Raw genomic sequence first — 22,805 nt, forward strand, 5'->3', positions numbered from 1 at the left:
GGCCCTCCCTACCGGTGGCGGGCCGGGGTGCGGGCGGCGACCACCACCGCGACCAGGGTGAGGCCGGCACCCAGCAGCGTGGCCGCGTCGGGGTGCGAGGCTGCGGTCGGCAGCACCAGGTCGAGCAGGACGGCACCGACGACCTGGCCGGCGATGGTGGCCAGGCCGAGCAGCAGCACCCCGGTGAACCGCACGATGGTCGCCGCGATCGCGATGAAGACGATGCCGATCGGCCCGCCGAGGTAGAGCCACGGCTCGGTCGGCAGGCCCCCGGCGGGGCCGCCCCGGACGGCCACCCCGACCGCGAACGTGACGAGCAGCGCGACGGTGCCGACGGTGAAGTTGACCAGCGTGGCGGCCAGCGCGCTGCCGGAGGCCGCCCTGACCCGCCCGTTCACCGCCTGCTGCCAGGCGAGGCCGATCCCGGCCAGCAACGGCAGCACGGCCAGGCCCAGCGTGCCCGGTTCGCCCAGCCGGTCGCCGACGGCCAGCAGCACGGCCAGCACGGTCAGCGCCGCGCCGACCAGGCGGTTCGGGGTGACCGCCTGGCGGCCGGTCGGGCCGATCCCGGCCCGGTCGACCAGCAGGCTGCTTCCGGACTGCCCCGCGACCACCGCCACGGTGAACACGGCCACGCCGAGCGTGCCGATGGTCAGCCCCTGGCTGGCCACCAGGAACGCGCCGCAGACGCCGCCGAGGCACTGCCACGGCCGCAGCGACCCGTCCGCCAGCGCCGCCCGCAGCGCGGACAGGCCCCGCCGCCCGGCGGGGGTGGCGGGGACCAGCACCAGCAGCACCAGCAGGCCGAGGCCGAACGACACCACCGCGGCGGCGATCCCGTCGGCCAGTCGTACGCCCAGCTCGCCGTTGATCCGGGACTGCACGGCGACGGCGAGCCCGGAGGCGACGGCCAGCCCGACGCCGGTGATCCGGCGGCCGGCAGTCAGGGCCGGCGGCGCGTTCGTGATGGTGGCCGTCACTCCTGCTCGGCCAGCGGACGACCGTCGAAGTCGATCGCCGAGTACAGCGCCAGCTTCTCCAGCCGGTGGTACGAGTCGATCACCCGGATCGTGCCGCTCTTGGAGCGCATGACGATCGACTGCGTGAACACCCCACCGGCCTGGTAGCGCACGCCGCGCAGCAGGTCGCCGGAGGTGACCCCGGTCGCCACGAAGAAGCAGTTGTCGCCGGTGACCAGCTCGTCGGTGGTGAGCACCCGGTCCAGGTCGTGCCCGGCGGCGAGCGCCTTCTCCCGCTCCGCGGCGTCGGTCGGCCAGAGCTTGGCCTGCATCATCCCGCCCATGCACTTGAGGGCGCAGGCGGCGATGATCCCCTCGGGGGTGCCGCCGATGCCCATCAGCACGTCGACGCCCGACTCGCCGCGGGCGGCGGCGATGGCGCCGGCGATGTCGCCGTCGGAGATGAACCGGATGCCGGCCCCGGCGCGGCGGATCTGGGTGACCAGGTCGTCGTGGCGCGGGCGGTCCAGCACGCAGACGGTGACCTCGGAGATGTCGGTGCCCTTGACCTTGGCGATCCGGCGCAGGTTGTCGGCCACCCCGGCGTTGATGTCGACCACGTCGGCGTAGGCCGGGCCGACGGCCAGCTTCTCCATGTAGAAGACGGCGCTCGGGTCGAACATCGCCCCGCGCTCGGCCACCGCGAGCACGGCGAGCGCGTTCGGCATGCCCTTGCTCATCAGCGTGGTCCCGTCGACCGGGTCCACGGCGACGTCCACCTCTGGGCCGGTGCCGTCGCCGACCTCCTCGCCGTTGAAGAGCATCGGGGCGTTGTCCTTCTCGCCCTCGCCGATCACCACGACCCCCCGCATCGGGATCGAGTTGATCAGCTTGCGCATGGCGTCGACGGCAGCCCCGTCGCCACCCTCCTTGTCGCCCCGGCCGACCCACCGGCCGGCGGCCATCGCCGCAGCCTCGGTGACCCGAACCAGGTCGAGGGCGAGATTGCGGTCCAGATCCTGGGGGGTACGCGTCCTGGTGCTCGTCATGACGGCTTCCTCCTCGCGACTTTGCGGGGTGGACCGGCGGCATGCGGCCGTCGCCGCCGCCAGTTTTGTCGCTGATCCTCACACGATCGTCAACCTATCGCCGGGTCGGGGCGTTGGTGGCCAGCTTCCCGCCAACCGGTAGGTGGGACGGATCACCCGTTGCTCCGCTCACCCCGGCCGGCGGGGAAACGCGCCGACTGCCGGCGGTGGTGGTGGGCCGCTTCTCGTCCGCCGGGGCCTGGAAGAATGGGGAGGTGGATCCCGCACAGCCCGCCGAGCGCGCCCCCGCCGAGCCGACCCCTGCGACGCCCCCTGGGTCGGAGCCGACCCCGCCGGCCCTGGCCGGGGAGCCGGCCCTGGTCGAGCACCCTGAGCCGTCCCGGGGCGAGCCGGCGGTGTCGCCGGGTCGGCCCGTGGGTCGGCCGGCGGCCGGCAAGGAGAAGAACAGGTCCGACCGGTCGCCGAAGGACATGGCGATCTCGCTGTTGGTGCTGCTGGTCCCCATCGTCCTGCTGCTCGCCTTCTACCGGGGCTTCCTCGGCGGCGACCAGCCGAACACCGTCGACCCCGCCCCGGCGCTGGAGCAGGCCCGCGCGGCCAACGCGTTCCCGGTGAGCCAGCCCACCGGGCTCGGCGACGACTGGAAGACGGTCAACGCCAGCTACCGCAGCGTCGAGGGCGGCTCCAGCCTGCGGATCGGCTACCTGACCCCGGAGGGGCGGGGCGCGCAGATCGTGCAGAGCAACGTGCCGCCCGAGCGGCTGCTGCCCGCTGAGCTGACCGCCGAGGGGCAGCCCCAGGGCCCCACCGAGTTGGGTGGGCGCAGCTGGCAGCGGTACACCGCCCGGGGTAACGAGCAGGCTCTCGTGCTGCTCGAACCGGACCGCACGGTGATCGTGGTCGGCGACGCCCGGGAGAACGAGCTGCGCCGGCTCGCCGACGCCGTCCGCTAGCTGTAGCGCCCGTGTCGAAGTCGGCCGGGCCGGTCGACGGGTCTATGGGGGCACCGTGCTCTTCGGTAGGCTGCCTCGGCTCAACCCCCGGCGCGTGTGACGCGGCCGGGCAGTCTTTCGGAAAGAGAATCACGTGAACATTCGACGGTGGAGCGTCGGCGTACTCGCCGCCGCCCTTTTCGTCCCCGGTCTGGCCGCCTGCAACTCGTCGGCCGACGAGCCGGCCGCCGGCAAGGCATCCGCGGCCCCGGTTGTTCCCGCAGACCCCAAGGAAGCGCTCCTGGCCGCCACCAAGGAGATCAGCAAGGGCAACTTCACGTTCACCATCGCCGACGCCGACACGAGCGGTGGCGGCAAGGTGCACCTGCCGTCCAAGAGCGCCGAGATGAAGGTGGCCAGCACCAACACCGATGGCGAGGACTTCTCGGTGGACATGCACCTCGTCTTCACCGAGACCGACAGTTGGGTGAAGCTGGACTTCACCGGCTCGATCGCCGACATGTTCCCCGAGCTCAAGGACCGCAAGGGCAAGTACCAGCACCTCGACCGCACGAAGATCAAGGGTGCCAAGGACCTTGAGTTCGACTTCGCCGATGTCGACCCGGCTGGCACCGAGGCCCTGACCAAGGCGGTCACCGACGTCAAGAAGACCGGCGAGGGCACGTACGGCGGCACCCTCGACGCGACCAAGGTCACCGGCTCGGACCTGCTCGACGAGAGCACGGTCGAGGGCCTGGCAGGCAAGGCGAGCGCCCTGCCGTTCACCGCGAAGCTCGACGCGCAGGGCCGGCTGACCGAGTTCGCCGTCCAGGTTCCCGCCGTCGGCGAGGACAAGGCGCACGAGGTGAAGGTCAACTACGCCGACTACGGCGCGGCCACCGCCGTGCAGCAGCCCCCGGCAAACAACGTGGTCGAGGCGCCCGACGACATCTACAAGATGTTCAAGGACTGATCCGGTGCCGGTGGGCGGGCGGCGCACGCCGCCCGCCCACCGGTCCGCTCCGGGCAGGGCGGACCGGACGGGGGTTGCGGAACGCGGCAACAGGGAACAGAAGGGGTACGAGCCTCGTCGGCATGCTCGGTCAGCCGGCCGGGACTCGTACGTCGGAGCCGGCACCGGGCTGCGGCGCGACACCTCCGGCACCCTCGCGGGCCGGACGACCCACCTGAGAGGTTCACGTGACCATTCGAGGCTTCAGTGCGGCGGTCTTCGCGGCGACGCTGCTCCTCCCCGGGCTGGCCGCCTGCGACAGCACCGGGACCGGCGAGGCGGGGGCCTCCGCGTCCCCGACGGTCTCCGGCAGCGCGGCTTCCGGCAGCGCCACCCCGGGCAGCGCCTCGCCCGGTACGGGCGACGCCAAGCAGGCCCTGCTGAACTCGACCAACGAGATCCGCAACGGAAACTTCCGGTTCACCATGGCCGGCGTCGGCACCACCGCCGAGGGGCGGGTGCACGAGCCGAGCCAGAGCGCCGAGATGAAGCTGACCATCGGCGACGCCTCCTCGGACGTGTCGATGAAGCTGGACCTGGTCCACCTCAAGCCGGACAGCTGGGTCAAGCTCGACCTCGGCGGCCAGGCGGCCAAGCTGCCCGGCGTGCAGAGCCTCAACCTCGGCAAGTACCAGCACCTCGACCAGACCCGGATCAAGGGCAACCGCAACCTGGCCTTCGACTTCGACAAGGTCGACCCGGCCGGCAGCGAGGTGCTCACCCAGGGGGTCACCGAGGTCCGGCAGACCGGCGAGGGCGCGTACGCGGGCACGATCGACGTGTCGAAGGCCGCCGAGGCCGGCTCGCTGAACGCCGAGCTGATCAAGGCGCTCGGCCAGCAGGCCCAGTCGCTGCCGTTCACGGCGAAGCTGGACCCGCAGGGCCGGCTCAGCGAGCTGGTCATCCAGATCCCGGCGTCCGGCCAGACCAAGGCGCAGGACATCAAGATCACGTACGCCGACTACGGCGCGGCGAGCGCCGCCCAGCGTCCGCCGGCGGCCCAGGTCGTCGAGGCCCCCAACGAGCTGTACAACCTGTTCAAGTGAGGCTCGGGCGGGTGTGGGGCCGGCCGTTGCCGCCCCGCACCCGCCGTCAGGCGTCCGACCGCTGCTGGCGGGCCGCGTCGATGCGGGCCCGCGCGCCGTCGAGCCAGCCCTGGCAGGTCTCGGCCAGCTTCTCGCCGCGTTCCCAGAGCGCCAGCGACTCCTCCAGCGAGGTGCCGCCCGTCTCCAGCCGCTCCACCACCGAGGCCAGCTCGGCGCGGGCCTGCTCGTAGCTGAGCCGTTCGTCCGGCCCGGCGTTCTTCTCGTCAGTCATCGGTCCCATCCCAGCACATCCCCGTCCGTTCGCCACGCCGGGCGCTCCGCCGTTCCGTCCCGCGCCGCCCGTTCGACTCGCCGCGTTCACGCCGACCGCGTCGCGCCGACCGCGCCATCGGCTCGCCCCGCGCGCTCAACGGTCGACCGTCGCGGCCAGCTCGCCCTCGGCGAGGCGTACCCGCAGCGGGTCGCCCCCGCCCACCTCGCCGGCCGACCGGACCACATGGCCGTCGGCCCGCTGGACGATCGCGTAGCCCCGGTCGAGGGTGGCGGCGGGGGAGAGTGCGCGCAGCCGGGCCAGGGTGTGCCGCAGGTCCTCCCCGGCCGCGCCGAGACGGTGGTCCAGGCACCGCCCGGCCCGCTGGCGCAGCGCGGCGACCTCGGTGGCCCGCTGCTCCACCATCACCTGCGGCCGGGCCAGCACCGGCCGGGACCGCAGCCCGTCCAGGCGGTGCGACTCCCGGTCGACCAGGTTGCGCACGGCCCGCTCCAGCCGGTGCCGGGCCTGCCCGATCAGGCGCAGCTCCTCGCCCAGGTCGGGCACCACCCGCTTGGCCGCGTCCGTCGGCGTCGAGGCCCGCACGTCGGCGACGTAGTCGACCAGCGGCGTGTCCGCCTCGTGGCCGATTGCGCTGACCACCGGCGTACGGCAGGCGAACACCGCCCGACACAGCGCCTCGTCGGAGAACGGGAGCAGGTCCTCGATGCCGCCGCCGCCCCGGGCGATGACGATCACGTCGACGGTCGGGTCGGCGTCGAGCACCCGCAGCGCGTCGACGATCTGGGTGACGGCGCCCGTGCCCTGCACGGCCACGTTGACCGTGCGGAACTCCACGGCCGGCCAGCGCCGACGGGCGTTGGTCAGCACGTCCCGCTCGGCGGCGGAGGCGCGGCCGGTGATCAACCCGACCCGCCCGGGCAGGAACGGCAGCCGCCGCTTGCGGGCCCGGTCGAACAGCCCTTCGGCGGCCAGCAGCTTCTTCAGCTTCTCCAGCCGGGCCAGCAGCTCGCCGAGCCCCACCTGGCGGATCTCGTCGGCGCGCAGGCTCAGCGTGCCCCGGGCGGCGTAGAACTCGGGCTTGGCGTGCAGCACCACCCGGGCGCCCTCGCGCAGCTCGGGGGCGCCCGCGTCGAGCACGTCCCGGTTGGTGGTCACGGTCAGGCTCAGGTCGGCCGACGGGTCCCGCAGGGTGAGGAAGACCGTGCTGGCCCCGGGCCGCCGGCTGATCTGCGCCACCTGCCCGTCGACCCACACCCAGCCGAGCCGGGCGATCCACGCCCCGACCTTCTGGCTGACCACCCGCACCGGCCACGGCTCCTCGGAACTGCTCCGCCCGCTCTCAACCGCACTCACCCCCTCACCCTACGGACGCCCCTGACGATCACGGGTCCCGCGTCGCCGGGCGGAGGGCTCGCGGCCCGAACCTCGCGGCCTCCGAGGCGACGGCCGGCGCGACCAGGCCGGCGGTCGGCGGGGGCTGTGGCGGGGGTCGCAGCGGCGGTCGGGCTCGGGGCCGGCACGTAGGATGGGCGGGTGACCGAGGCTCAGGCGACCCCCCAGACCGGCAAGCGCGTGCTCCTGGCCAAGCCCCGCGGCTACTGCGCGGGCGTCGACCGGGCGGTGCAGACCGTCGAGGAGGCGCTCAAGCTCTACGGGGCCCCGATCTACGTGCGCAAGCAGATCGTGCACAACAAGCACGTGGTGCGCACCCTGGAGGAGCAGGGCGCGATCTTCGTGGAGGAGAACGAGGAGGTGCCGGAGGGCGCCACCGTGATCTTCTCCGCGCACGGCGTCGCCCCCGAGGTCTACGAGCAGGCGAAGGCCCGCTCGCTCAAGGCGATCGACGCGACCTGCCCGCTGGTGACCAAGGTCCACCAGGAGGCGAAGCGGTTCGCGGCCGAGGACTACGACATCCTGCTGATCGGCCACGAGGGGCACGAGGAGGTCGTCGGCACCGCCGGTGAGGCGCCCGCGCACATCCAGCTCGTCGACGGTCCGGGCGACGCCGACAAGGTCACCGTCCGCGACCCGAGCAAGGTGGTCTGGCTCTCCCAGACCACGCTGTCGGTCGACGAGACGCTGGAGACCGTGGCCCGGCTCAAGGCTCGGCTGCCGCTGCTCCAGTCGCCGCCCAGCGACGACATCTGCTACGCCACCTCCAACCGGCAGCACGTGGTCAAGGAGATCGCCCCCGAGTGCGACGTGGTGCTCGTCGTCGGGTCGCGCAACTCGTCGAACTCGGTCCGGCTGGTCGAGGTCGCCCTGGACGCCGGTGCCCGCGCCGGCTACCTGGTCGACTTCGCCCACGAGATCGACGACGCCTGGCTGACCGGGGCCCGCACCGTGGGGCTGACCTCGGGCGCGAGCGTCCCCGACGAGCTGGTCCAGGAGGTGCTGGCACACCTCGCCGAGCGGGGCTTCACCGACGTGGACGAGGTGGTGACCGCCAACGAGCGGCTGATCTTCTCCCTGCCTCAGGAGCTCAAGCGGGACATGAAGGCCGCCGCGGCGGCCACCCGGGTCTGACGGCCGCCCGACGCCCGACGGCATCGCGCCCGATCGCCACCCGGCGGCCGTCGCGCCTGACGGTCGGGCTTGCCCGGCGGTTCACCGTCCGGTCCGGTGCCGGTTCGTCGTCCTCGGCGGCGAACTGTGGCCCCGGCGTCGGAACGGATCGCCGCCCGGGCACGTCCGAGAAGGTATGAAGACTCCTCGGATGGCCCTCGCCGCACTGGTCGTCTGCGCCGCCCTGAGCGCCTGCGGCGGCCAGGGGGCCGGTGACGGCACGCCCCCTTCGGGAGGATCACCGGTGACCGACGCGACCAGCGCCGGCCCGACGGACCCGGCCGACCCGACCGCCGCTGTGCCGCCCCCGCACACCAAGACCCCGCCCGGGCCGAGCCTCCCGCCGGGCCCCGGCGCGGACACGCTGACGGGCACCGTCGAGGCCGGGGTGGAGCCCGGCTGCCGGCTGCTGGGCGGCCACCAGCTCGTCGGCGGCCCCGCCGACGTGCTCACACCCGGCACGAAGGTCACGGTCACCGGCCAGGCCAAACCGGACATGATGACCACCTGCCAGCAGGGCATCCCGTTCGTCGTCGAGTCCGCCCGCCGGGGCTGACCCGCCCCGGCCGAATGGGACGGCCCGGCAAAGCCCGTCCCCGACCGAACGGGACGACCCGGCAAAGCCCGTCCCCGACCGAACGGGACGGCCCCGCAGCCCGTCCCCGACCGATGGGGACGGGCTGCGGGTGACGCTGGATGTCGACGCCGACCAGGACGATCCGCCCCGGTCAGCGGTCGATCTCCCCGTTGGCGACGGGGGAGACCGGGCGGGTCACGGCCCTTCGGGGCGCCCCGAAGATCAGTTGGCCGTGGCCGTGTTGAACGACGCCGGATCCACATCGGGGACGGCGAACCTGGGGTTCGACCCCGCTGCGACGACCCGCATCACGAACCCTGCGGCCTCCTCCAGCTGGCGCGCACTGGTCAGCCCACCGATCACCGCAGTCCGTCCGCCAAGGTCCGCGATCAGCGCTCCGACGCGTTCCAACGCCTCGGGCTGGTCGCCGCAGATCGCCACGACCGGTGCCGAGTCCTGCGCCCCCGTGTAGGGCCAGGACACTCCGGCGAACAGGTGCAGTGCCTTCACCACGTGCGCCCCCCGCGCAAGGCGGGCCACGAACTCTGCGGCCGACCCCGACGTCGGCTTCAGCTGCCCGGTGGCGAAGTCGACGGCGTTGGTGCAGTCGATCACCGTCCTGCCGTTCAGGGAGCCGTCGGCCGCGCCGACGAGGGCGAGCGCCTCCTCCAGGCCCTCCCAGGCGACCGCGACAACGACCGCGTCGACCCGTGCTGCGAAGTCGGCGGGCCCGACAGCCTCAGCCGTGCCCCCGATCTGGCCGGCGGCCCGGCTGGCGTTCTCCGAACTGCGCCCCGTCACCACGACCGCGTGGCCAGCCGCCGCCCATGCTCGGCCGAGCGCGGTGGCGAGGTTGCCGGTTCCCAGGATGCCTACGTTCACGGTTATCTCCTCGATCTGTGGGGTGACCTGGAGAACGCTAGGAGGGCGGCTCCTACCGCCTGGTAGGAGATCGCTGCGACACTGGGAGGATGATCGACGGGACCTGCCAGACGTTCGTGTCGGACTGTCACGTCCGCACGGCAGTCGAACTGATCAACCACGCGTGGGATCCCGTCGTCCTGTCGGCGCTGCGCGCCGGCCCCACGAGGCGCAACGACCTGTTGGAACGCATCGCGGGCATCAGCGACAAGGTCCTGACGCAGGCGCTGCAACGGCTGCTGGCGCGAGGGCTGATCAACCGACAGGGCAACGACGAACGGGCGCCGGGGCGTCGCGGCGTCGTCTACCAGCTGTCGCCGCTGGGCGAGTCGTTCGCCAACGGCCCGCTCGCGCAACTGGCCCAGTGGGCCGCGGCGCACCAGGCGGAACTCCTCGAACCGTCGACAACGTGACGTTCCGCGACAGCTAGCGTTCCGTCGCCCGGGGCCGGTCGGCCACTGCCGAGGTCGGCTCCGCCAGCTCCGGCGCCTGCGGCTGGCGGGGGGCCACCTCGACCTGCGCGGGGACGGCCAGCGCCTGGTCGGACACGCCCAGCTCGGCGAGCTTGCGGGCGCTGACCAGCACCCGTGCCTCCAGTGAGCCGACCGCCCGGTTGTACGCCGTCACCGCCCCGCCGAGCGACGCGCCGAGCTTGCCGACGTGGTCGCCCAGGGTGGACAGCCGGCCGTACAGCTCGCGGGCCAGCGAGTGCACCGCGACCGCGTTGCGGGCCAGCGACTCCTGCCGCCACGAGTACGCCACCGTACGCAGCAGCGCCACCAGGGTCGCCGGCGTCGCCAGCACCACGTCGCGGGCGAAGGCGTGCTCCAGCAGCGTCGGGTCGCGCTGCAACGCCACGTCCAGGAACGGGTCGGCCGGCACGAACAGCACCACGAACTCGGGGGTCGAGTCGAACGCCGCCCAGTAGGACTTCGCGGCCAGCGCGTCGACGTGTGCCCGCAGGTGCTTCGCGTGCGCGTCGAGGTGGGTGTTCCGGCCCCGTTCGTCGCGCGCCTCCATCGCGGTCAGGTACGCGTCGAAGGGCGCCTTCGCGTCCACCACCACGGTGCGCCCGCCGTGCAGCCGGACCACGAGGTCGGGGCGTACCCCCTGGTGGTCGGTGGCGGCGGTGACCTGCTCGTTGAAGTCGCAGTGTTCCAGCATCCCGGCGGCTTCGACGATCCGGCGGAGCTGGTGCTCGCCCCAGCGGCCCCGCACCTGGGGCGCGCGCAACGCCGCCACGAGCTGCTTGGTCTCGGTGCGCAGCTCGCCGGAGACGGTGTTCATCGCGCGGACCTGCTCGCGCAGTTCGGCGTACGCGTCGACCCGGACGTGCTCCAGGTCGGCGACCCGGGACTCGTAGCGCCGGAGGGTGTCGTGCAGCGGCGCGACCGCCCGGGCCACCGCCTCCTGGGACTGGGCGGTCGCCTCGTAGCTGAGCGCCCGCATCGACTGCTCCAGCCGCCCCTCGCCCTCCCGGGTCGCGGCGAGGGTGGCCTCCAGCCGGGCGATGTCGGCCGCAGCCCGGGAGCGGGCGGCGAACCAGCCCAGCGCGCAGCCGGCGGTGAGACAGAACACCACCACGGCCAGCGTCGAGAAGCTCATCACCAGAGCTTGCCAAACGGGTACGAGGTGACGACGCCGGGTACGTTCGAGAGCATGGAATTTCTGCTCGTGGTCATCCTCGCGGCGCTGCTCGTCGGCGGTCTCCTCTGGTGGCGTCGGGATAGCGCGGCCCGGGCGGCCCGCAGCCTGGCCGACGCGCGCGCCGACGCCCAACGCTGGTACGAACGCCTCGGCGGCCAGGTGATGAACCTGCACGGCGACGCTCCGGCGGTGCGGCAGGCCCTGGTCGACGCAGGCGAGCGGTACAACGCGGCGGGCGGCCAGCTCGAACAGGCCCGCACGGCCCACCAGTTCCAGTTGGCCCGGGAGACCGCCCTGGAGGGGCTGGCGTACGCCCGGGCGGCCCGGATCGCGCTGGGCATCGACCCCGGCCCCGAGCTGCCGCCGCTGGCCTCCGCGCAGGGCGCCGGCCAGCTCACCCGGGAGCGCGAGGTCAACGTGCAGGGGCAGACCTTCCGGGCCGGCCCGCAGCCCGGCCAGGGCACGCCCTACTACTACCCGGGCGGCCGGATGCAGGGGCGGCCGGTGCCGGCCGGCTGGTACTCGACGCCGTGGTGGAAGACCGCGCTCGGCGCGGGCGCCGGGGTGCTCGGCGGCATGCTGATCGCCGACGCGCTCTTCTCCCCGGCGTTCGCCGACCCGGGGTACGGCGCCGAGGCCGGCGGCCAGGAGGGCTTCGACGGCGGCGGCGACCAGGGCGGCGACTTCGGCGGCGGCGACCAGGGCGGCGACTTCGGCGGAGGCGATTTCGGGGGCGGTGACTTCGGCGGGGGTGACTTCGGCGGGGGTGACTTCGGCGGAGGCGATTTCGGGGGCGGGGACTTCTGACGCCGGGCACGTCTGCCTGACGAAAAGGTCCCCTGCCGGGCGAGATGCGTCGGCAGGGGACCTTCCTCACGTCTCAGCCGGTGTTGCGCATGCCGGCGGCGATGCCGTTGACCGTGGTCAGCAGGGCCCGCTCCAGGGCCGTCCCGTCGTTGGGGGCACGCCGACCGCCCGGGGCGGTGGCCACGGCCCGACCGGCCGCGCCCGAGTCCCGGTACTGCCGCAGCAGCGCCACCTGGAGGTGGTGCAGCGGCTCCAGGTAGGTGTCCCGCACCGCGAGGGTGCGCTGGAGCACCGGCGAGTTCTCCAGCAGGGCCGGCGAGGAGGTGACCGCCAGCACCTCCTGCTTGGTCAGCTCGTACTCCTGCTCGATCTTGTTGAAGATCGGGTGCAGCTTCGTGGGCACCAGGGTCTCGACGTACCGGCGGGCGATGCTCAGGTCGGTCTTGGTCAGCATCATCTCGACGTTCGACAGGAACGTGCGGAAGAAGTGCCAGTTGCGGTGCATCTCGGCGAGCACGTCCCCCAGACCGGCCGCCCGCGCCGCCGCCAGCCCGGAGCCCACCCCGAACCAGCCGGGCACGATCTGCCGGGTCTGGGTCCAGCCGAACACCCACGGGATGGCGCGCAACCCGGCCAGGCCGGCCCCGGTGTTGGGCCGCTTCGCCGGGCGGGAGCCGATGTTCAGCGCGCCCAGCAGCTCGGTCGGGGTGGACGCCCAGAAGTACTCCGGCAGGTCGGGGTCCTCCACCAGCGACCGGTACGACCGGAACGCCGCGTCGGAGACCACGTCCATCGACGCGTCCCAGCGTTCCAGCATCTCGGCGGGCTGCCGGGGCGCGGTGTGCAGCAGGGTCGCCTGGAGCACCGCGGCGACGGTCAGCTCCAGGTTCTCCCGGGCCAGCGCCGGCAGGGTGTACTTGTCGGAGATGACCTCGCCCTGCTCGGTGACCTTGATCGCGCCGTCCAGGGTGCCGTACGGCTGGGCCAGGATCGCCTCGTGGGTGGGGCCGCCGCCGCGCCCGACGGTGCCGCCCCGGCCGTGGAACAGCCGCAGGTGCACCCCGTGCTGGGCGGCCACGTCGCGCAGCGCCCGCTGGGCCCGGTGGATCGACCACTGGCTGGTGGTGATGCCGGCCTCCTTGTTCGAGTCGGAGTAGCCCAGCATCACCTCCTGCACGTCGCCCCGGGCCGCCACCAGGGCCCGGTACGCGGGCAGCGACAGCAGCTCGTCCAGCAGTTCGCCGCCGGAGTCCAGCTCGGCCGGGGTCTCCAGCAGCGGCACGAAGCCGATCCGGGCCCGGCCGCTGTGCACGTCCACCAGCCCGGCCTCGCGGGCCAGCACCACGGCCGCGAGGACGTCGTCCACGCCGAGGGTCATCGAGATGATGTACGACTCGATGACCTCGGAGCCGAACCGGTCCTGCGCCTCGCGGATCGTGCCGAACACGTCGAACGTCTTGCGGGCGCTCTCGGTCAGCGGGGTGTCGAGCGTCGACAGCGGCCGGCGGCCGGTCAGCTCGTCCGCGAGGAGCTTGGTCCGCTCCAGGCGGCTCAGCGACGGGTAGTCGGGCACCTCGCCGACGGCCGCGTAGAGCTGGGTGAGCACCTCGTGGTGCTTCTCGGCGTGCTCCCGCACGTCCATGGTCGCCAGGTGCATCCCGAACGCGGACATCGTGCGGATGGTGGAGGCGAGGTGGCCGACGGCGGTGAGCTGGCCGGAGTTGCGGGCCAGCGAGGCGCGCAGCAGCTCCAGGTCGGCGATCAGCCCGGCCGAGCCCTGGTAGTCCCGGCCCGGCACGTGCGGGGTGCCCCGGCGCAGCCGTTCCCGGGTGTTGGCCAGCTTCGCCTTCACGCACCGGGCCTTCAGCCGGTACGGCTCCTCGGCGTTGACCCGGCGGAACCGGGCCGCCACCTCGGGCAGCGCGTCGAGGTCGGCGGCGAGGCTGGCGGAGAGGTCCAGCGACACCCCGCGCAGCCGGCGGGAGACGGACACCTCCTTGATCAGGTGCTCCATCGCCGCCTCGGTGGCCGCGATGCCGTGCTCGTGCTGGATCTGCAGCACCTCCCGGGTGACCGCCGGGGTGACGAACGGGTTGCCGTCCCGGTCGCCGCCGATCCAGGTGCCGAAGGTCAGCGGCCGGGACGTCGGCGCGGTCTCCACCCCGAGGGTGCGCAGCGTGTCGGCGAGGTCGTCGAGCACCTGCGGGGCGGCCTCGGCGTACAGGTCGCGCAGGTAGTAGATGGCGTTGCGGGCCTCGTCGGTCGGGTCCGGCCGGTCCAGCCGCAGCTCGTCGGTCTGCCACATCAGGTCCAGCAGCTCGGCGAGGCGCCGGTTCGCGGGCCCCTCGTCGCTGGCCCCGTAGAGGATCGCGTTGGCGGTCTCGGCGTCCAGCTCGTCGGCGATCGCCCGCAGCTTCGACAGGATCGACCGGCGGGCCGCCTCGGTCGGGTGGGCGGTGAACACCGGTCGGACCGCGAGCCGGCGGGCCGCCGCCGCGATCTCCTCGGCCGGCACCCCGCGCTCGGCGATCATCTTGGCCGCCTGGTCGAGCCAGCCGCCCTGCACCGCCCGGCGGCGGCGCAGGTCCCGGGCCCGGTGCACCTGCTCGGTGATGTTGGCCAGGTGGAAGTAGGTGGAGAAGGCCCGGGCCAGCTTGGTGCCGGTGGTCACGTCCAGCCCGCCGAGGCGCTGCGCGGCGGTGGGGACGTCGGAGCGGACCAGGGCGCGGATCTCCTCGACCAGGTCGAGCAGCGGGCGACCCTCCTGCCGGGCGAGGGTCTGCCCGAGCAGCGTGCCGAGGCGGCGGATGTCGGCCCGCAGTGCGGCGTCGGGGCCGTCGTGGTCGTACTGGTCGGTCACGATGCGCTCCTTACGTGAGTACGAAGGACAGCGCTGTCCGACTTCCTGGATCGTATCCGCGCCGACCCATCGGGACGGAAGGGGTCCTGCTCGTCCCTTTTCCTGGAATGCCCGGCTGCCGCCGCTGCCCTCACTCCGCGGATCGGGTATCCGTGCTGGCCGGGGCGGTCCTGATCGGCCGTCGGGCGCCGCGCCGGCCGCGTACCAGCGTGGCCGTGAGCAATCCCACGACGCCGAGCGCCGCCCAGAGCGCCAGCCCGCCCAGCGGCCATGCCATCGAACGGCGGTCGAAGTAGACCGCCGACTTGATCAGGTCGGTGGTCAGTCCGGGCACGTTCCAGAGGTGCATCCCGCGCATCCAGGTGGGCAGGAACTCCGGTGCGTAGACGCCGCCGGAGCCGGGGTTGCCGAGCACCACCAGCAGCAGGATGACGATCCCGGTGCCGAGCAGGCCGAGCCAGCCCTGCACGGCGGCGGCGACCATCGCGGCGGCGAAGACGGCCAGCGCCCCGACCGCGGCGACCGTCGGCACGTGGTGGTCCCACACGTCCAGCCCCGGCCCGACGATCAGCGCGCCCACCACGCCGAGCACCACCGCGTACGCGGCGAGGGCGGCGATCCGCAGCCCGGCGCGGGCGAGGCTGCGGGGCGCGGTGCCGGTCTTCAGGCCCAGGGCGGTGGAGGCGAGGTAGCCGCCCAGCACGTAGCCGACCGCGAGGTAGAACGGGACGAGGCCGCGCGGGTCGCTCGACTCGACCGGCACCTCGTCGGTTACCTGGAGCGGCAGGTCCGCCTGCCGGGCGGCCTGGCCGAGGACCTGCTCGACCACCTCGGTGGCGGCCGGCGCGGAGGCGCTGGCGGTGGCCAGGCGCAGCCCGCCCTCGGGCGTGGAGGTGAGCACCCCGTACACCTCGCGGGAGGTCAGCGCGTCGTCGGCGGCCGCGGCGTCGCCGTACTCGACGGGCTCGATCGTGTCGGTCTGGCCGCGCACGGCGGCCATGACGGCCTCGGCGTGCTGGTCGCCGACGACCACCCCGACCGGCAGGTCGCGGGGCGTGGGCTGGTGCAGCGCCCCCACGTACGCGGCGATGAACGCGGCGGCCAGCGCCAGCGTGCCGACCAGCAGGGCGGCGGCGCGGGGCAGCCAGTCGCGCACCGGGATGTCCGGCTCCTCGTCCACGTGGCCAGCCTAGGGGGCCATTCTCCCGGCTTGGGGCGTTTCGCCGGGCTGCTGGCAGGAGCCGAAAAGCGGTTCGGGCCGCCGGTAGCGTCTGATCATGGAGTCGCTGAGCTATCCACCGAAGCCCCGGCCCGGGGACCGGGTCGCCGTCGTGTCGCCCTCCGCCGGGCTGCCGGCGATCTTCCCCCACGTGTACGAGCTGGGCCTGCGTCGGCTGCGCGAGGAGTTCGGCCTCGAACCCGTCGAGTTCCCGACCACCCGGGTCATGGGCGCGGACCCGCGCGACCGGGCCCGGGACGTCACCGCCGCCTTCGCCGACCCGACGATCACCGCCGTGCTCGCCACGGTGGGCGGGGACGACCTGATCACGGTGACCCCGTACCTCGACGACGCCGTGCTGCGGGCCAACCCGAAGCCGTACTTCGGCTACTCCGACAACACCAACATCCTCAACCACCTGCACCGGCTGGGGATCGTGGCGTACCACGGCGGGTCGGTGCTGGTGCACCTCGGCCGGCCCGGAGCGCCGCACCCGCTGACCTTCGACTCGCTGCGCGCCGCCCTGTTCACCCCCGGCTGGTACGACCTCACCCCCGCCCCCGAGTGGGGCGACCAGCCCAACGACTGGCGCGACCCGGCCACGCTCGCCCACGAGCCGGCGATGCTCCCGGGGGCCGGCTGGCGCTGGCAGGGGCCGGCGGGGGTGGTGCGGGGGCGCACCTGGGGCGGCAACCTGGAGATCCTGCACTGGCTGCTGGCCGCCGACCGGGTCGGCGCGGTCGCCGACCACGAGGGCGAGGTGCTGATCATCGAGACCTCGGAGGAGTTGCCGTCGGCCACCGAGGTGTACCGGATCCTGCGCAACCTGGGGGAACGGGGGCTGCTCGCCGGCTTCCCGGCGGTGCTCGTCGGCCGGGCCAAGGCGTGGGACTTCGACCGCCCGCACACGCCTGAGCAGCGTCGCGCCTACGCCGACGAGCAGCGGTCTGCGGTGATCCGGGCGCTGAACGAGTACCGCCCGGACGCGGTGGTCGTCTTCGATGTCGATTTCGGCCACACCGACCCACAGCTGATCATCCCGTACGGGGGAGAGGCCGTCGTCGACTCGGTGCAGCGCCGGATCAGCGTGCGCTACTGACCGTCGGGCTCCCGCACGAACACCCCGGCACCCGGGGCGCCCTCGACCAACCCGCGAGCCTTCAGCCAGTCGACGGCCGACCGGACCACCTGGCGGGAGACGCTGAACTCGGCACACAGTTCTGTGCCGGAGGGCAGCTTTGCTCCCGGCGGATACTCGCCCGACTCGATGCGCTCGGTCAGGGTCTCGATGAGTCGTTGCTTCTTTGTGTACGCAGGCATGGGCTTACTTCCGTGGCAGGTAAGGCCATGTGATCACGGTTGGTGCGAAGCGTCAATGAAAAGTGCGCTCAGGTACTGGCCTGGCATGACAGGTAGTGCTAGCTTTGTGGCGGGCAACCGTGGCAGGTTCTGCCTACTGAACAAAGGGCGGCCCGGGGTGGAGGTGGCACTCCGCTCCCCGGGCCTTGACCGGGAAGGAGCCCGGCCCATGAGCAACCTACCGAACCATCTCCACCCGTCCTGGTGTCTTCGCGGCGCCGATTGCGCCGTGTCGGGCGGGCTGCACCTGTCCCGCCTGATCGACGCGGCGGTCCGCGGCGACGAGGTGTTCCAGGTGCGACTCGGCCTGTGGCGGATGGACGTCGGCCCCACCCCGCCGTCCGGTCTGCTGATCGAACTCTCCGCCGGCGAGCACGTCGAGCGCTGGCCGATCGACCAGGCGCAGTCGCGTGCGCTCGCCCGCATCTCCCGGAGGCTGCTGGCGGGCCTCGGTTCCGACGCGATGCGGGCCGCCTGACGGCCGGCTCGACAGCGGCAAGGTCAACTTAGGATGCGTGACATCGGGGTGGCTGCGCGGCGGGAGGCCTCGATGTGCGGGACCTGTCGTTGATTTCGAAAGCGGGTGGTGGTCAGGCGTCGAGCACGGCGAACGCGCGGACCGGGAAGGTGCCCATCCCGGCCACCCTCGGCGGCGCGGCGGTGAACCGGAAGCCGGTCGGGGGCAGCGCGTCCAAGCCGGTCAGGTGCTCCACGATCGGGATCCCGGCCGCCAGCAGGCAACTGTGCGCCGGGCGTTCACCCCGAGCCGCCGGGCTCATGTCGTCGATGTTGATCGAGTCGATGCCGACGAGGGCCGCCCCCGCCTCGACCAGCCACTCCGCGCCGTCCCCGGTCAGGTACGGCGCGTCCGGGGCCGCGTACCGGTCGGTGCCGAAGTGCGCGGACCAGCCGGTGTCCAGCAGCACCGCCCGCCCCGCCACCTCGTACGGGGCGAGCAGCAGGCGGTCCACCGCGCGGGTGCCGGCGGGCACCCGGACCACGATCCCCGGCAGGTCGGCGAGGCGGTCCAGCGGGACGCCGGTGAGGTCGGGCCCGTCGGCCCACCGGTGCGCGGGGGTGTCCAGGTACGTGCCGGTGTTGGCGATCATGTCGATCCGGCCGACCTGGAACTCGGTGCCCTGGGCGTAGTTCGCCCGGGACGCCTCCCGGGTCAGCCACTCGGTGATCCGGGGCGTCGGCCAGCCGGGCAACGTGGTCATGCCGTCGCTGATCACGTGGCTCAGCTCGACCAGCCGCCGCGCCTCCGGAGCCGGGGGAGGAACGGTCCCCCGGCCGCCCCGGTGCGGCTCCTCGACGACCTGCTTCTCTCGGATCCGCACCTCGGCCACCATGAGCAGCCCGAGGTGCCGGACGAACAGCGCGGCCAGCTCGTCGTCGCCGACGTCCTGCCCCGGTATGTCGAGCCGGAACCCCTCCGTCCGCAGGCCCCCGCCGTTGGCGAAGGTCACCTCCGCGTCGAACCGCGCCCGCCACTGTCCCGTCATGCCCCGGACTCGACCACGCCCCGGCCCTGCCGGTCAAGATCCTCCCCGAAACGCCCCCACACGCCCCCACGTCGCGCAAATTAACGGAAATAGTGGGCTCGGGAGGGGGCTGAAAACACAAAATACGGGAATTTTCGCGCCCCAGAGGGGGCGGGGGGGGGGGGGGGGGGGGGGGGGGGGGGGGGGGGGGGGGGGGGGGGGGGCACGGGGATAGGGTGGGGTGTTGTCAACCCCCCCCCGGCCAGGCCGGCGTGGGGGAACTGTCGTGTGCCACGACCGCGTCGCTGGGAAGTGATCAGATTGCTCACCGGACTCTTCGCCGCCGCCCTGGCCGATCCCGGGCTGGCCCGGGCGCGTGATCTGGCGCGCTCCGGTGCCGCGCAGGTCGACGGGCTGGACCTGACCGCCCCGGCGGCACTGCGCCCGTTCGCCGTCGCCGCCGTCGCCGCGGACCCGGCCGGAGCCGCCGGACCCGACGGAGGACCGATCGGGGACACGGGCATCGCCGGGCCCGACGGGAGGCCGACACCGGGTGGGGGGGCCGGGGGAGGGCCCGCCGGGGGCGCGGGGCGGCCCGTGCTGGCCGTGACCGCCACCAGCCGGGAGGCCGACGACCTGGCCTCGGCGCTGGGCAGCCTGCTCCCGGCCGAGCAGGTCGCCGTCTACCCGTCCTGGGAGACGCTGCCGCACGAGCGGCTCTCGCCCCGCTCCGACACCGTCGGCCGGCGACTGGCCGTGCTGCGGCGGCTCGCCCACCCCGACGCCGCCGACGCACACGGGCGCACCGGGCCGCTGCGGGTGGTCGTCGCGCCCGTCCGGTCGTTGCTCCAGCCGCAGCTCAAGGGCCTCGGGGACCTGGAGCCGGTCCGGCTCGCCGCCGGCGACGAGGCGGACCTGGAGGACGTCGCCCGCCGGCTCATCGACATGGCGTACGCCCGGGTGGACCTGGTCACCAAGCGGGGCGAGTTCGCGGTGCGCGGCGGCATCCTCGACGTCTTCCCGCCCACCGACGAGCACCCGTCCCGGGTCGAGTTCTGGGGCGACGAGGTGGAGGAGATCCGCACCTTCGCCGTCGCCGACCAGCGGACCATCGAGGCCGTACCGCTGCTCTGGGCGCCGCCGTGCCGGGAGTTGCTGCTCACCCCGGCCGTGCGGAAGCGGGCCGCCGCGCTCGCCGCCGAGCACCCGGAGTTGGCCGAGATCCTGGACAAGCTGGCCGAGGGCATCCCGGTCGAGGGGATGGAGTCGCTGGCCCCGGCGCTGGTCGGCGCGGACTCGCTGGAGTTGCTGCTGGACTGCATGCCGGCCGGCACCCACGTGCTGCTCTGCGACCCGGAGCGGATCCGCACCCGGTCGCACGACCTGGTCCGTACCTCGGAGGAGTTCCTCCAGGCGAGCTGGGCCGCAGCCGCCGTCGGGGGCCAGGCCCCGGTGGACCTCGGGGCCGCCGCATTCAAGACCCTGGCCGACGTACGGGCGGCGGCCCGCGTCCTGCGCCGGCCCTGGTGGACCCTCGCCCCGTTCGGCCTGGTCGAGGCGGACGCCGCCGCCCCGACTGTGCAGCCCTGGGAGGACGGGCCGACCGAGGTCGACGTCACGCCCGACGACGCCATCGCGGTGACCCTGGCCGCCCAGCCGGCCCCGCTGTACCACGGCGAGACCCCCCGCCTCGTCGAGGATCTCAAGCGCTGGGCCGGGGAGGGTTGGTCGGTCGCGCTGGTCTTCGAGGGGCACGGCCCCGCCCAGCGGGCCGTCGAGGTGCTGGGTGACTCCGGCCTCGGCGCGCGGTTCGCCGAGGAGGTCCCGCACTCGCCCGAACCCGGCGGCGTGCTGGTCACCTGCGGCGGGCTGACCAGCGGGTTCGTCGACGAGGCGTCCCGGTTCGTGTTGCTGACCGGCAACGACGTCACCGGCGGCCGGGGCACCTCGACCCGGGACATGCGCAAGATGCCGAGCCGGCGGCGCAACACCATCGACCCGCTGGAGCTGAAGGCCGGCGACCACGTGGTGCACGAGCAGCACGGCATCGGCCGGTACGTCGAGCTGGTGCAGCGCACCGTCAACGGCGCGTCCCGGGAGTACCTGGTCATCGAGTACGCCGCGAGCAAGCGCGGCCAGCCCGGCGACCGGCTGTTCGTCCCCACCGACCAGCTCGACCAGCTCTCCCGGTACGTCGGCGGTGAGCAGCCCACCCTGCACAAGATGGGCGGCTCGGACTGGCAGAAGTCCAAGGCCCGGGCCCGCAAGGCGGTCAAGGAGATCGCCGCCCAGCTCATCCAGCTCTACGCCGCACGGAAGGCGTCCAAGGGGCACGCGTTCGGGCCCGACACGCCGTGGCAGCGGGAGTTGGAGGACGCCTTCCCCTGGCAGGAGACGCCCGACCAGTTGGCCGCCATCGAGGAGGTCAAGCGGGACATGGAGCAGACCGTCCCGATGGACCGGCTGATCTGTGGCGACGTCGGGTACGGCAAGACCGAGATCGCGGTCCGGGCGGCGTTCAAGGCGGTGCAGGACGGCAAGCAGGTGGCGGTGCTCGTGCCGACCACCCTGCTCGTGCAGCAGCACTACAACACGTTCGCCGAGCGGATGGGCCAGTTCCCGGTCGAGATCCGGCAGCTGTCGCGCTTCCAGACTCCGAAGGAGTCCGAGCGGACCCTGGAGATGGTCGCCGACGGCACCGTCGACATCGTGATCGGCACCCACCGGCTGCTCCAGACCGCCACCCGGTTCAAGTCCCTCGGCATGGTGGTCGTCGACGAGGAGCAGCGCTTCGGCGTCGAGCACAAGGAGCACCTCAAGACGCTGCGTGCCTCGGTCGACGTGCTGAGCATGTCGGCCACCCCGATCCCGCGGACGCTGGAGATGGCGATCACCGGCATCCGGGAGATGTCGACCATCGCCACCCCGCCGGAGGAGCGGCACCCGGTGCTGACCTTCGTCGGGGCGTACGACGAGCGGCAGGTGGCCGCGTCCATCCACCGCGAGCTGCTCCGCGACGGCCAGGTTTTCTACCTGCACAACCGGGTCGAGTCAATCGACAAGGCGGCGCGGAGGCTCCGCGAGCTGGTGCCCGAGGCCCGGGTCGCGGTGGCGCACGGCCAGATGGGCGAGGACGCCCTGGAGAAGGTCATGGTCGGCTTCTGGGAGAAGGAGTTCGACGTCCTGGTCTGCACCACGATCGTGGAGTCGGGCATCGACATCCCGAACGCCAACACCCTGATCGTGGAGCGGGCCGACCTGCTCGGCCTGTCCCAGCTGCACCAGATCCGGGGCCGGGTCGGCCGGGGCCGGGAGCGGGCGTACGCGTACTTCCTCTACCCGCCGGAGAAGCCGCTCACCGAGCACGCCCACGAGCGGCTGGCCACCATCGCCCAGCACACCGAGCTGGGCGCCGGCATGTACGTGGCGATGAAGGACCTGGAGATCCGGGGCGCGGGCAACCTGCTCGGCGGCGAGCAGTCCGGCCACATCGAGGGCGTCGGCTTCGACCTGTACGTCCGGATGGTCGGCGAGGCGGTGCAGACGTTCAAGGGCGAGCGCCCCGAGGAGGAGGCCGACGTCAAGATCGATCTCCCGGTCGACGCGCACCTGCCGCACGACTACATCTCGGTGGAACGGCTGCGCCTGGAGATGTACCGCAAGCTGGCCGAGACCCGCGACGACGAGCGGCTGCGCGAGGTGGTCGCCGAGATGACCGACCGGTACGGCGAGCCGCCCGCCCCGGTGCAGAACCTGGTCGCGGTGGCCCGGTTCCGGCTGCTGGCCCGCCGGTACGGCCTCACCGACGTCTCGATGCAGGGCAAGCACCTCCGGTTCGGCCCGCTGCCGCTGCCCGACTCGAAGCAGCTCCGGCTCAAGCGGTACCACCCCGACTCGGTCTACAAGTCCGCGCTCGACCAGGTCAGCGTGCCCCGGCCGAGCACCCGCCGGATGGGCGGCGAGCCGCTGCGGGACCAGGCGTTGCTGGAGTGGTGCGCGCAGCTCCTGTCCGACCTGCTGGGCGATCCTGCCCCCGCGTCCCGGCCGGCCGGGGCCGGCGCCCGGTGAGTCGGTGAGCCGGTGGGCGGCGTCAT

General features: G+C 73.3%; 20 protein-coding genes. 10 read left to right on the forward strand and 10 right to left on the reverse strand.

Annotated features, from left to right (window positions below; genetic code table 11):
• Nucleotides 1-8: 8 nt before the first annotated feature.
• Both GVV04_RS10390 and glpX read right to left on the reverse strand, forming a co-directional pair.
• Nucleotides 9-980, reverse strand: a complete 972-nt coding sequence (locus GVV04_RS10390) for a DMT family transporter (RefSeq protein ID WP_161687059.1) — start codon at nucleotides 978-980, stop codon at nucleotides 9-11.
• On the reverse strand, nucleotides 977-2,008 hold the full coding sequence (gene glpX / locus GVV04_RS10395; RefSeq protein ID WP_161687061.1) for a class II fructose-bisphosphatase: 1,032 nt from the start codon (nucleotides 2,006-2,008) through the stop codon (nucleotides 977-979). Before glpX ends, GVV04_RS10390 begins: the two co-directional genes overlap by 4 nt.
• Before the next feature lie 254 nt (nucleotides 2,009-2,262).
• Between glpX and GVV04_RS10400 the strand changes: the two genes are divergently transcribed.
• The 3 genes from GVV04_RS10400 to GVV04_RS10410 all read left to right on the forward strand — a co-directional run bounded on the left by GVV04_RS10400 (nucleotide 2,263) and on the right by GVV04_RS10410 (nucleotide 4,998).
• A complete protein-coding gene (locus GVV04_RS10400) occupies nucleotides 2,263-2,961 on the forward strand; it encodes a DUF4245 domain-containing protein (protein ID WP_161687063.1) in 699 nt (232 codons plus the stop codon).
• A 133-nt stretch (nucleotides 2,962-3,094) separates the two neighbouring features.
• A complete protein-coding gene (locus tag GVV04_RS10405; RefSeq protein WP_161687065.1) occupies nucleotides 3,095-3,913 on the forward strand; it encodes a hypothetical protein in 819 nt (272 codons plus the stop codon).
• 227 nt (nucleotides 3,914-4,140) lie between these two features.
• Nucleotides 4,141-4,998, forward strand: coding sequence for a hypothetical protein (locus GVV04_RS10410; protein WP_161687067.1), 858 nt, complete (start codon nucleotides 4,141-4,143; stop codon nucleotides 4,996-4,998).
• 46 nt (nucleotides 4,999-5,044) lie between these two features.
• Here GVV04_RS10410 and GVV04_RS10415 read toward each other — a convergent pair whose 3' ends face one another.
• Entirely contained in the window at nucleotides 5,045-5,269 is a 225-nt protein-coding gene (locus GVV04_RS10415) for an exodeoxyribonuclease VII small subunit (RefSeq protein ID WP_161687069.1), read from the reverse strand.
• Nucleotides 5,270-5,404: 135 nt separating this feature from the next.
• Nucleotides 5,405-6,625, reverse strand: coding sequence for an exodeoxyribonuclease VII large subunit (gene xseA / locus GVV04_RS10420; RefSeq protein ID WP_161687071.1), 1,221 nt, complete (start codon nucleotides 6,623-6,625; stop codon nucleotides 5,405-5,407).
• Nucleotides 6,626-6,805: 180 nt separating this feature from the next.
• Here xseA and GVV04_RS10425 point away from each other — a divergent pair, with 180 nt between their 5' ends.
• Both GVV04_RS10425 and GVV04_RS10430 read left to right on the forward strand, forming a co-directional pair.
• On the forward strand, nucleotides 6,806-7,798 hold the full coding sequence (locus tag GVV04_RS10425; RefSeq protein ID WP_161687072.1) for a 4-hydroxy-3-methylbut-2-enyl diphosphate reductase: 993 nt from the start codon (nucleotides 6,806-6,808) through the stop codon (nucleotides 7,796-7,798).
• Nucleotides 7,799-7,973: 175 nt separating this feature from the next.
• On the forward strand, nucleotides 7,974-8,393 hold the full coding sequence (locus GVV04_RS10430; protein ID WP_161687074.1) for a hypothetical protein: 420 nt from the start codon (nucleotides 7,974-7,976) through the stop codon (nucleotides 8,391-8,393).
• 243 nt (nucleotides 8,394-8,636) lie between these two features.
• On the opposite strand, the gene GVV04_RS10435 is transcribed toward GVV04_RS10430, so the two are convergent.
• Nucleotides 8,637-9,440, reverse strand: coding sequence for an NADPH-dependent F420 reductase (locus GVV04_RS10435; RefSeq protein WP_201753364.1), 804 nt, complete (start codon nucleotides 9,438-9,440; stop codon nucleotides 8,637-8,639).
• Between GVV04_RS10435 and GVV04_RS10440 the strand changes: the two genes are divergently transcribed.
• Entirely contained in the window at nucleotides 9,386-9,748 is a 363-nt protein-coding gene (locus GVV04_RS10440) for a winged helix-turn-helix transcriptional regulator (protein WP_161687075.1), read from the forward strand. The two genes, GVV04_RS10435 and GVV04_RS10440, sit on opposite strands and share 55 nt — an antisense overlap.
• 13 nt (nucleotides 9,749-9,761) lie before the next feature.
• On the opposite strand, the gene GVV04_RS10445 is transcribed toward GVV04_RS10440, so the two are convergent.
• A complete protein-coding gene (locus tag GVV04_RS10445; protein WP_161687076.1) occupies nucleotides 9,762-10,940 on the reverse strand; it encodes a DNA recombination protein RmuC in 1,179 nt (392 codons plus the stop codon).
• A 54-nt stretch (nucleotides 10,941-10,994) separates the two neighbouring features.
• Here GVV04_RS10445 and GVV04_RS10450 point away from each other — a divergent pair, with 54 nt between their 5' ends.
• Entirely contained in the window at nucleotides 10,995-11,789 is a 795-nt protein-coding gene (locus GVV04_RS10450; RefSeq protein WP_161687077.1) for a hypothetical protein, read from the forward strand.
• A gap of 73 nt (nucleotides 11,790-11,862) precedes the next feature.
• Here the strand turns inward: GVV04_RS10450 and ppc are convergent, their stop codons facing one another.
• Together ppc and GVV04_RS10460 are read right to left on the reverse strand one after the other, a co-directional pair.
• Nucleotides 11,863-14,649, reverse strand: coding sequence for a phosphoenolpyruvate carboxylase (gene ppc, locus GVV04_RS10455; RefSeq protein ID WP_161687078.1), 2,787 nt, complete (start codon nucleotides 14,647-14,649; stop codon nucleotides 11,863-11,865).
• Nucleotides 14,650-14,779: 130 nt separating this feature from the next.
• Nucleotides 14,780-15,829: a hypothetical protein gene (locus GVV04_RS10460; RefSeq protein WP_161687079.1), complete on the reverse strand. Its 1,050-nt coding sequence runs from the start codon at nucleotides 15,827-15,829 to the stop codon at nucleotides 14,780-14,782.
• Between the two features lie 97 nt (nucleotides 15,830-15,926).
• Here GVV04_RS10460 and GVV04_RS10465 point away from each other — a divergent pair, with 97 nt between their 5' ends.
• Nucleotides 15,927-16,967 (forward strand): S66 family peptidase, encoded by a 1,041-nt coding sequence (locus GVV04_RS10465; RefSeq protein ID WP_161687081.1) that lies wholly within the window; start codon nucleotides 15,927-15,929, stop codon nucleotides 16,965-16,967.
• Here GVV04_RS10465 and GVV04_RS10470 read toward each other — a convergent pair.
• Entirely contained in the window at nucleotides 16,961-17,188 is a 228-nt protein-coding gene (locus tag GVV04_RS10470; RefSeq protein WP_161687082.1) for a winged helix-turn-helix domain-containing protein, read from the reverse strand. The genes GVV04_RS10465 and GVV04_RS10470 overlap by 7 nt on opposite strands.
• 208 nt (nucleotides 17,189-17,396) lie before the next feature.
• On the opposite strand from GVV04_RS10470, the gene GVV04_RS10475 reads away from it, so the two are divergent.
• Nucleotides 17,397-17,705: a hypothetical protein gene (locus GVV04_RS10475; protein ID WP_161687084.1), complete on the forward strand. Its 309-nt coding sequence runs from the start codon at nucleotides 17,397-17,399 to the stop codon at nucleotides 17,703-17,705.
• A 112-nt stretch (nucleotides 17,706-17,817) separates the two neighbouring features.
• Here GVV04_RS10475 and GVV04_RS10480 read toward each other — a convergent pair whose 3' ends face one another.
• On the reverse strand, nucleotides 17,818-18,732 hold the full coding sequence (locus tag GVV04_RS10480) for a cyclase family protein (protein WP_161687086.1): 915 nt from the start codon (nucleotides 18,730-18,732) through the stop codon (nucleotides 17,818-17,820).
• A 300-nt stretch (nucleotides 18,733-19,032) separates the two neighbouring features.
• Here GVV04_RS10480 and mfd point away from each other — a divergent pair, with 300 nt between their 5' ends.
• The gene (mfd, locus tag GVV04_RS10485; protein ID WP_161687088.1) at nucleotides 19,033-22,779 is read left to right on the forward strand and encodes a transcription-repair coupling factor; all 3,747 of its coding nucleotides are present in this window, start codon (nucleotides 19,033-19,035) and stop codon (nucleotides 22,777-22,779) included.
• Nucleotides 22,780-22,805 lie beyond the last annotated feature (26 nt).

This window comes from Micromonospora rubida (assembly GCF_009908295.1).
Lineage (GTDB): Bacteria > Actinomycetota > Actinomycetes > Mycobacteriales > Micromonosporaceae > Micromonospora > Micromonospora rubida.

Bases quoted from the DNA above. Each gene is read 5' to 3' on its own strand.
- GVV04_RS10470 (WP_161687082.1), bottom strand. From the start codon at position 17,188: ATGCCTGCGTACACAAAGAAGCAACGACTCATCGAGACCCTGACCGAG.
- GVV04_RS10415 (WP_161687069.1), bottom strand. From the start codon at position 5,269: ATGACTGACGAGAAGAACGCCGGGCCGGACGAACGGCTCAGCTACGAG.
- GVV04_RS10450 (WP_161687077.1), top strand. From the start codon at position 10,995: ATGGAATTTCTGCTCGTGGTCATCCTCGCGGCGCTGCTCGTCGGCGGT.
- GVV04_RS10430 (WP_161687074.1), top strand. From the start codon at position 7,974: ATGAAGACTCCTCGGATGGCCCTCGCCGCACTGGTCGTCTGCGCCGCC.
- GVV04_RS10440 (WP_161687075.1), top strand. From the start codon at position 9,386: ATGATCGACGGGACCTGCCAGACGTTCGTGTCGGACTGTCACGTCCGC.
- GVV04_RS10475 (WP_161687084.1), top strand. From the start codon at position 17,397: ATGAGCAACCTACCGAACCATCTCCACCCGTCCTGGTGTCTTCGCGGC.
- GVV04_RS10480 (WP_161687086.1), bottom strand. From the start codon at position 18,732: ATGACGGGACAGTGGCGGGCGCGGTTCGACGCGGAGGTGACCTTCGCC.
- GVV04_RS10445 (WP_161687076.1), bottom strand. From the start codon at position 10,940: ATGAGCTTCTCGACGCTGGCCGTGGTGGTGTTCTGTCTCACCGCCGGC.
- GVV04_RS10465 (WP_161687081.1), top strand. From the start codon at position 15,927: ATGGAGTCGCTGAGCTATCCACCGAAGCCCCGGCCCGGGGACCGGGTC.
- glpX (WP_161687061.1), bottom strand. From the start codon at position 2,008: ATGACGAGCACCAGGACGCGTACCCCCCAGGATCTGGACCGCAATCTC.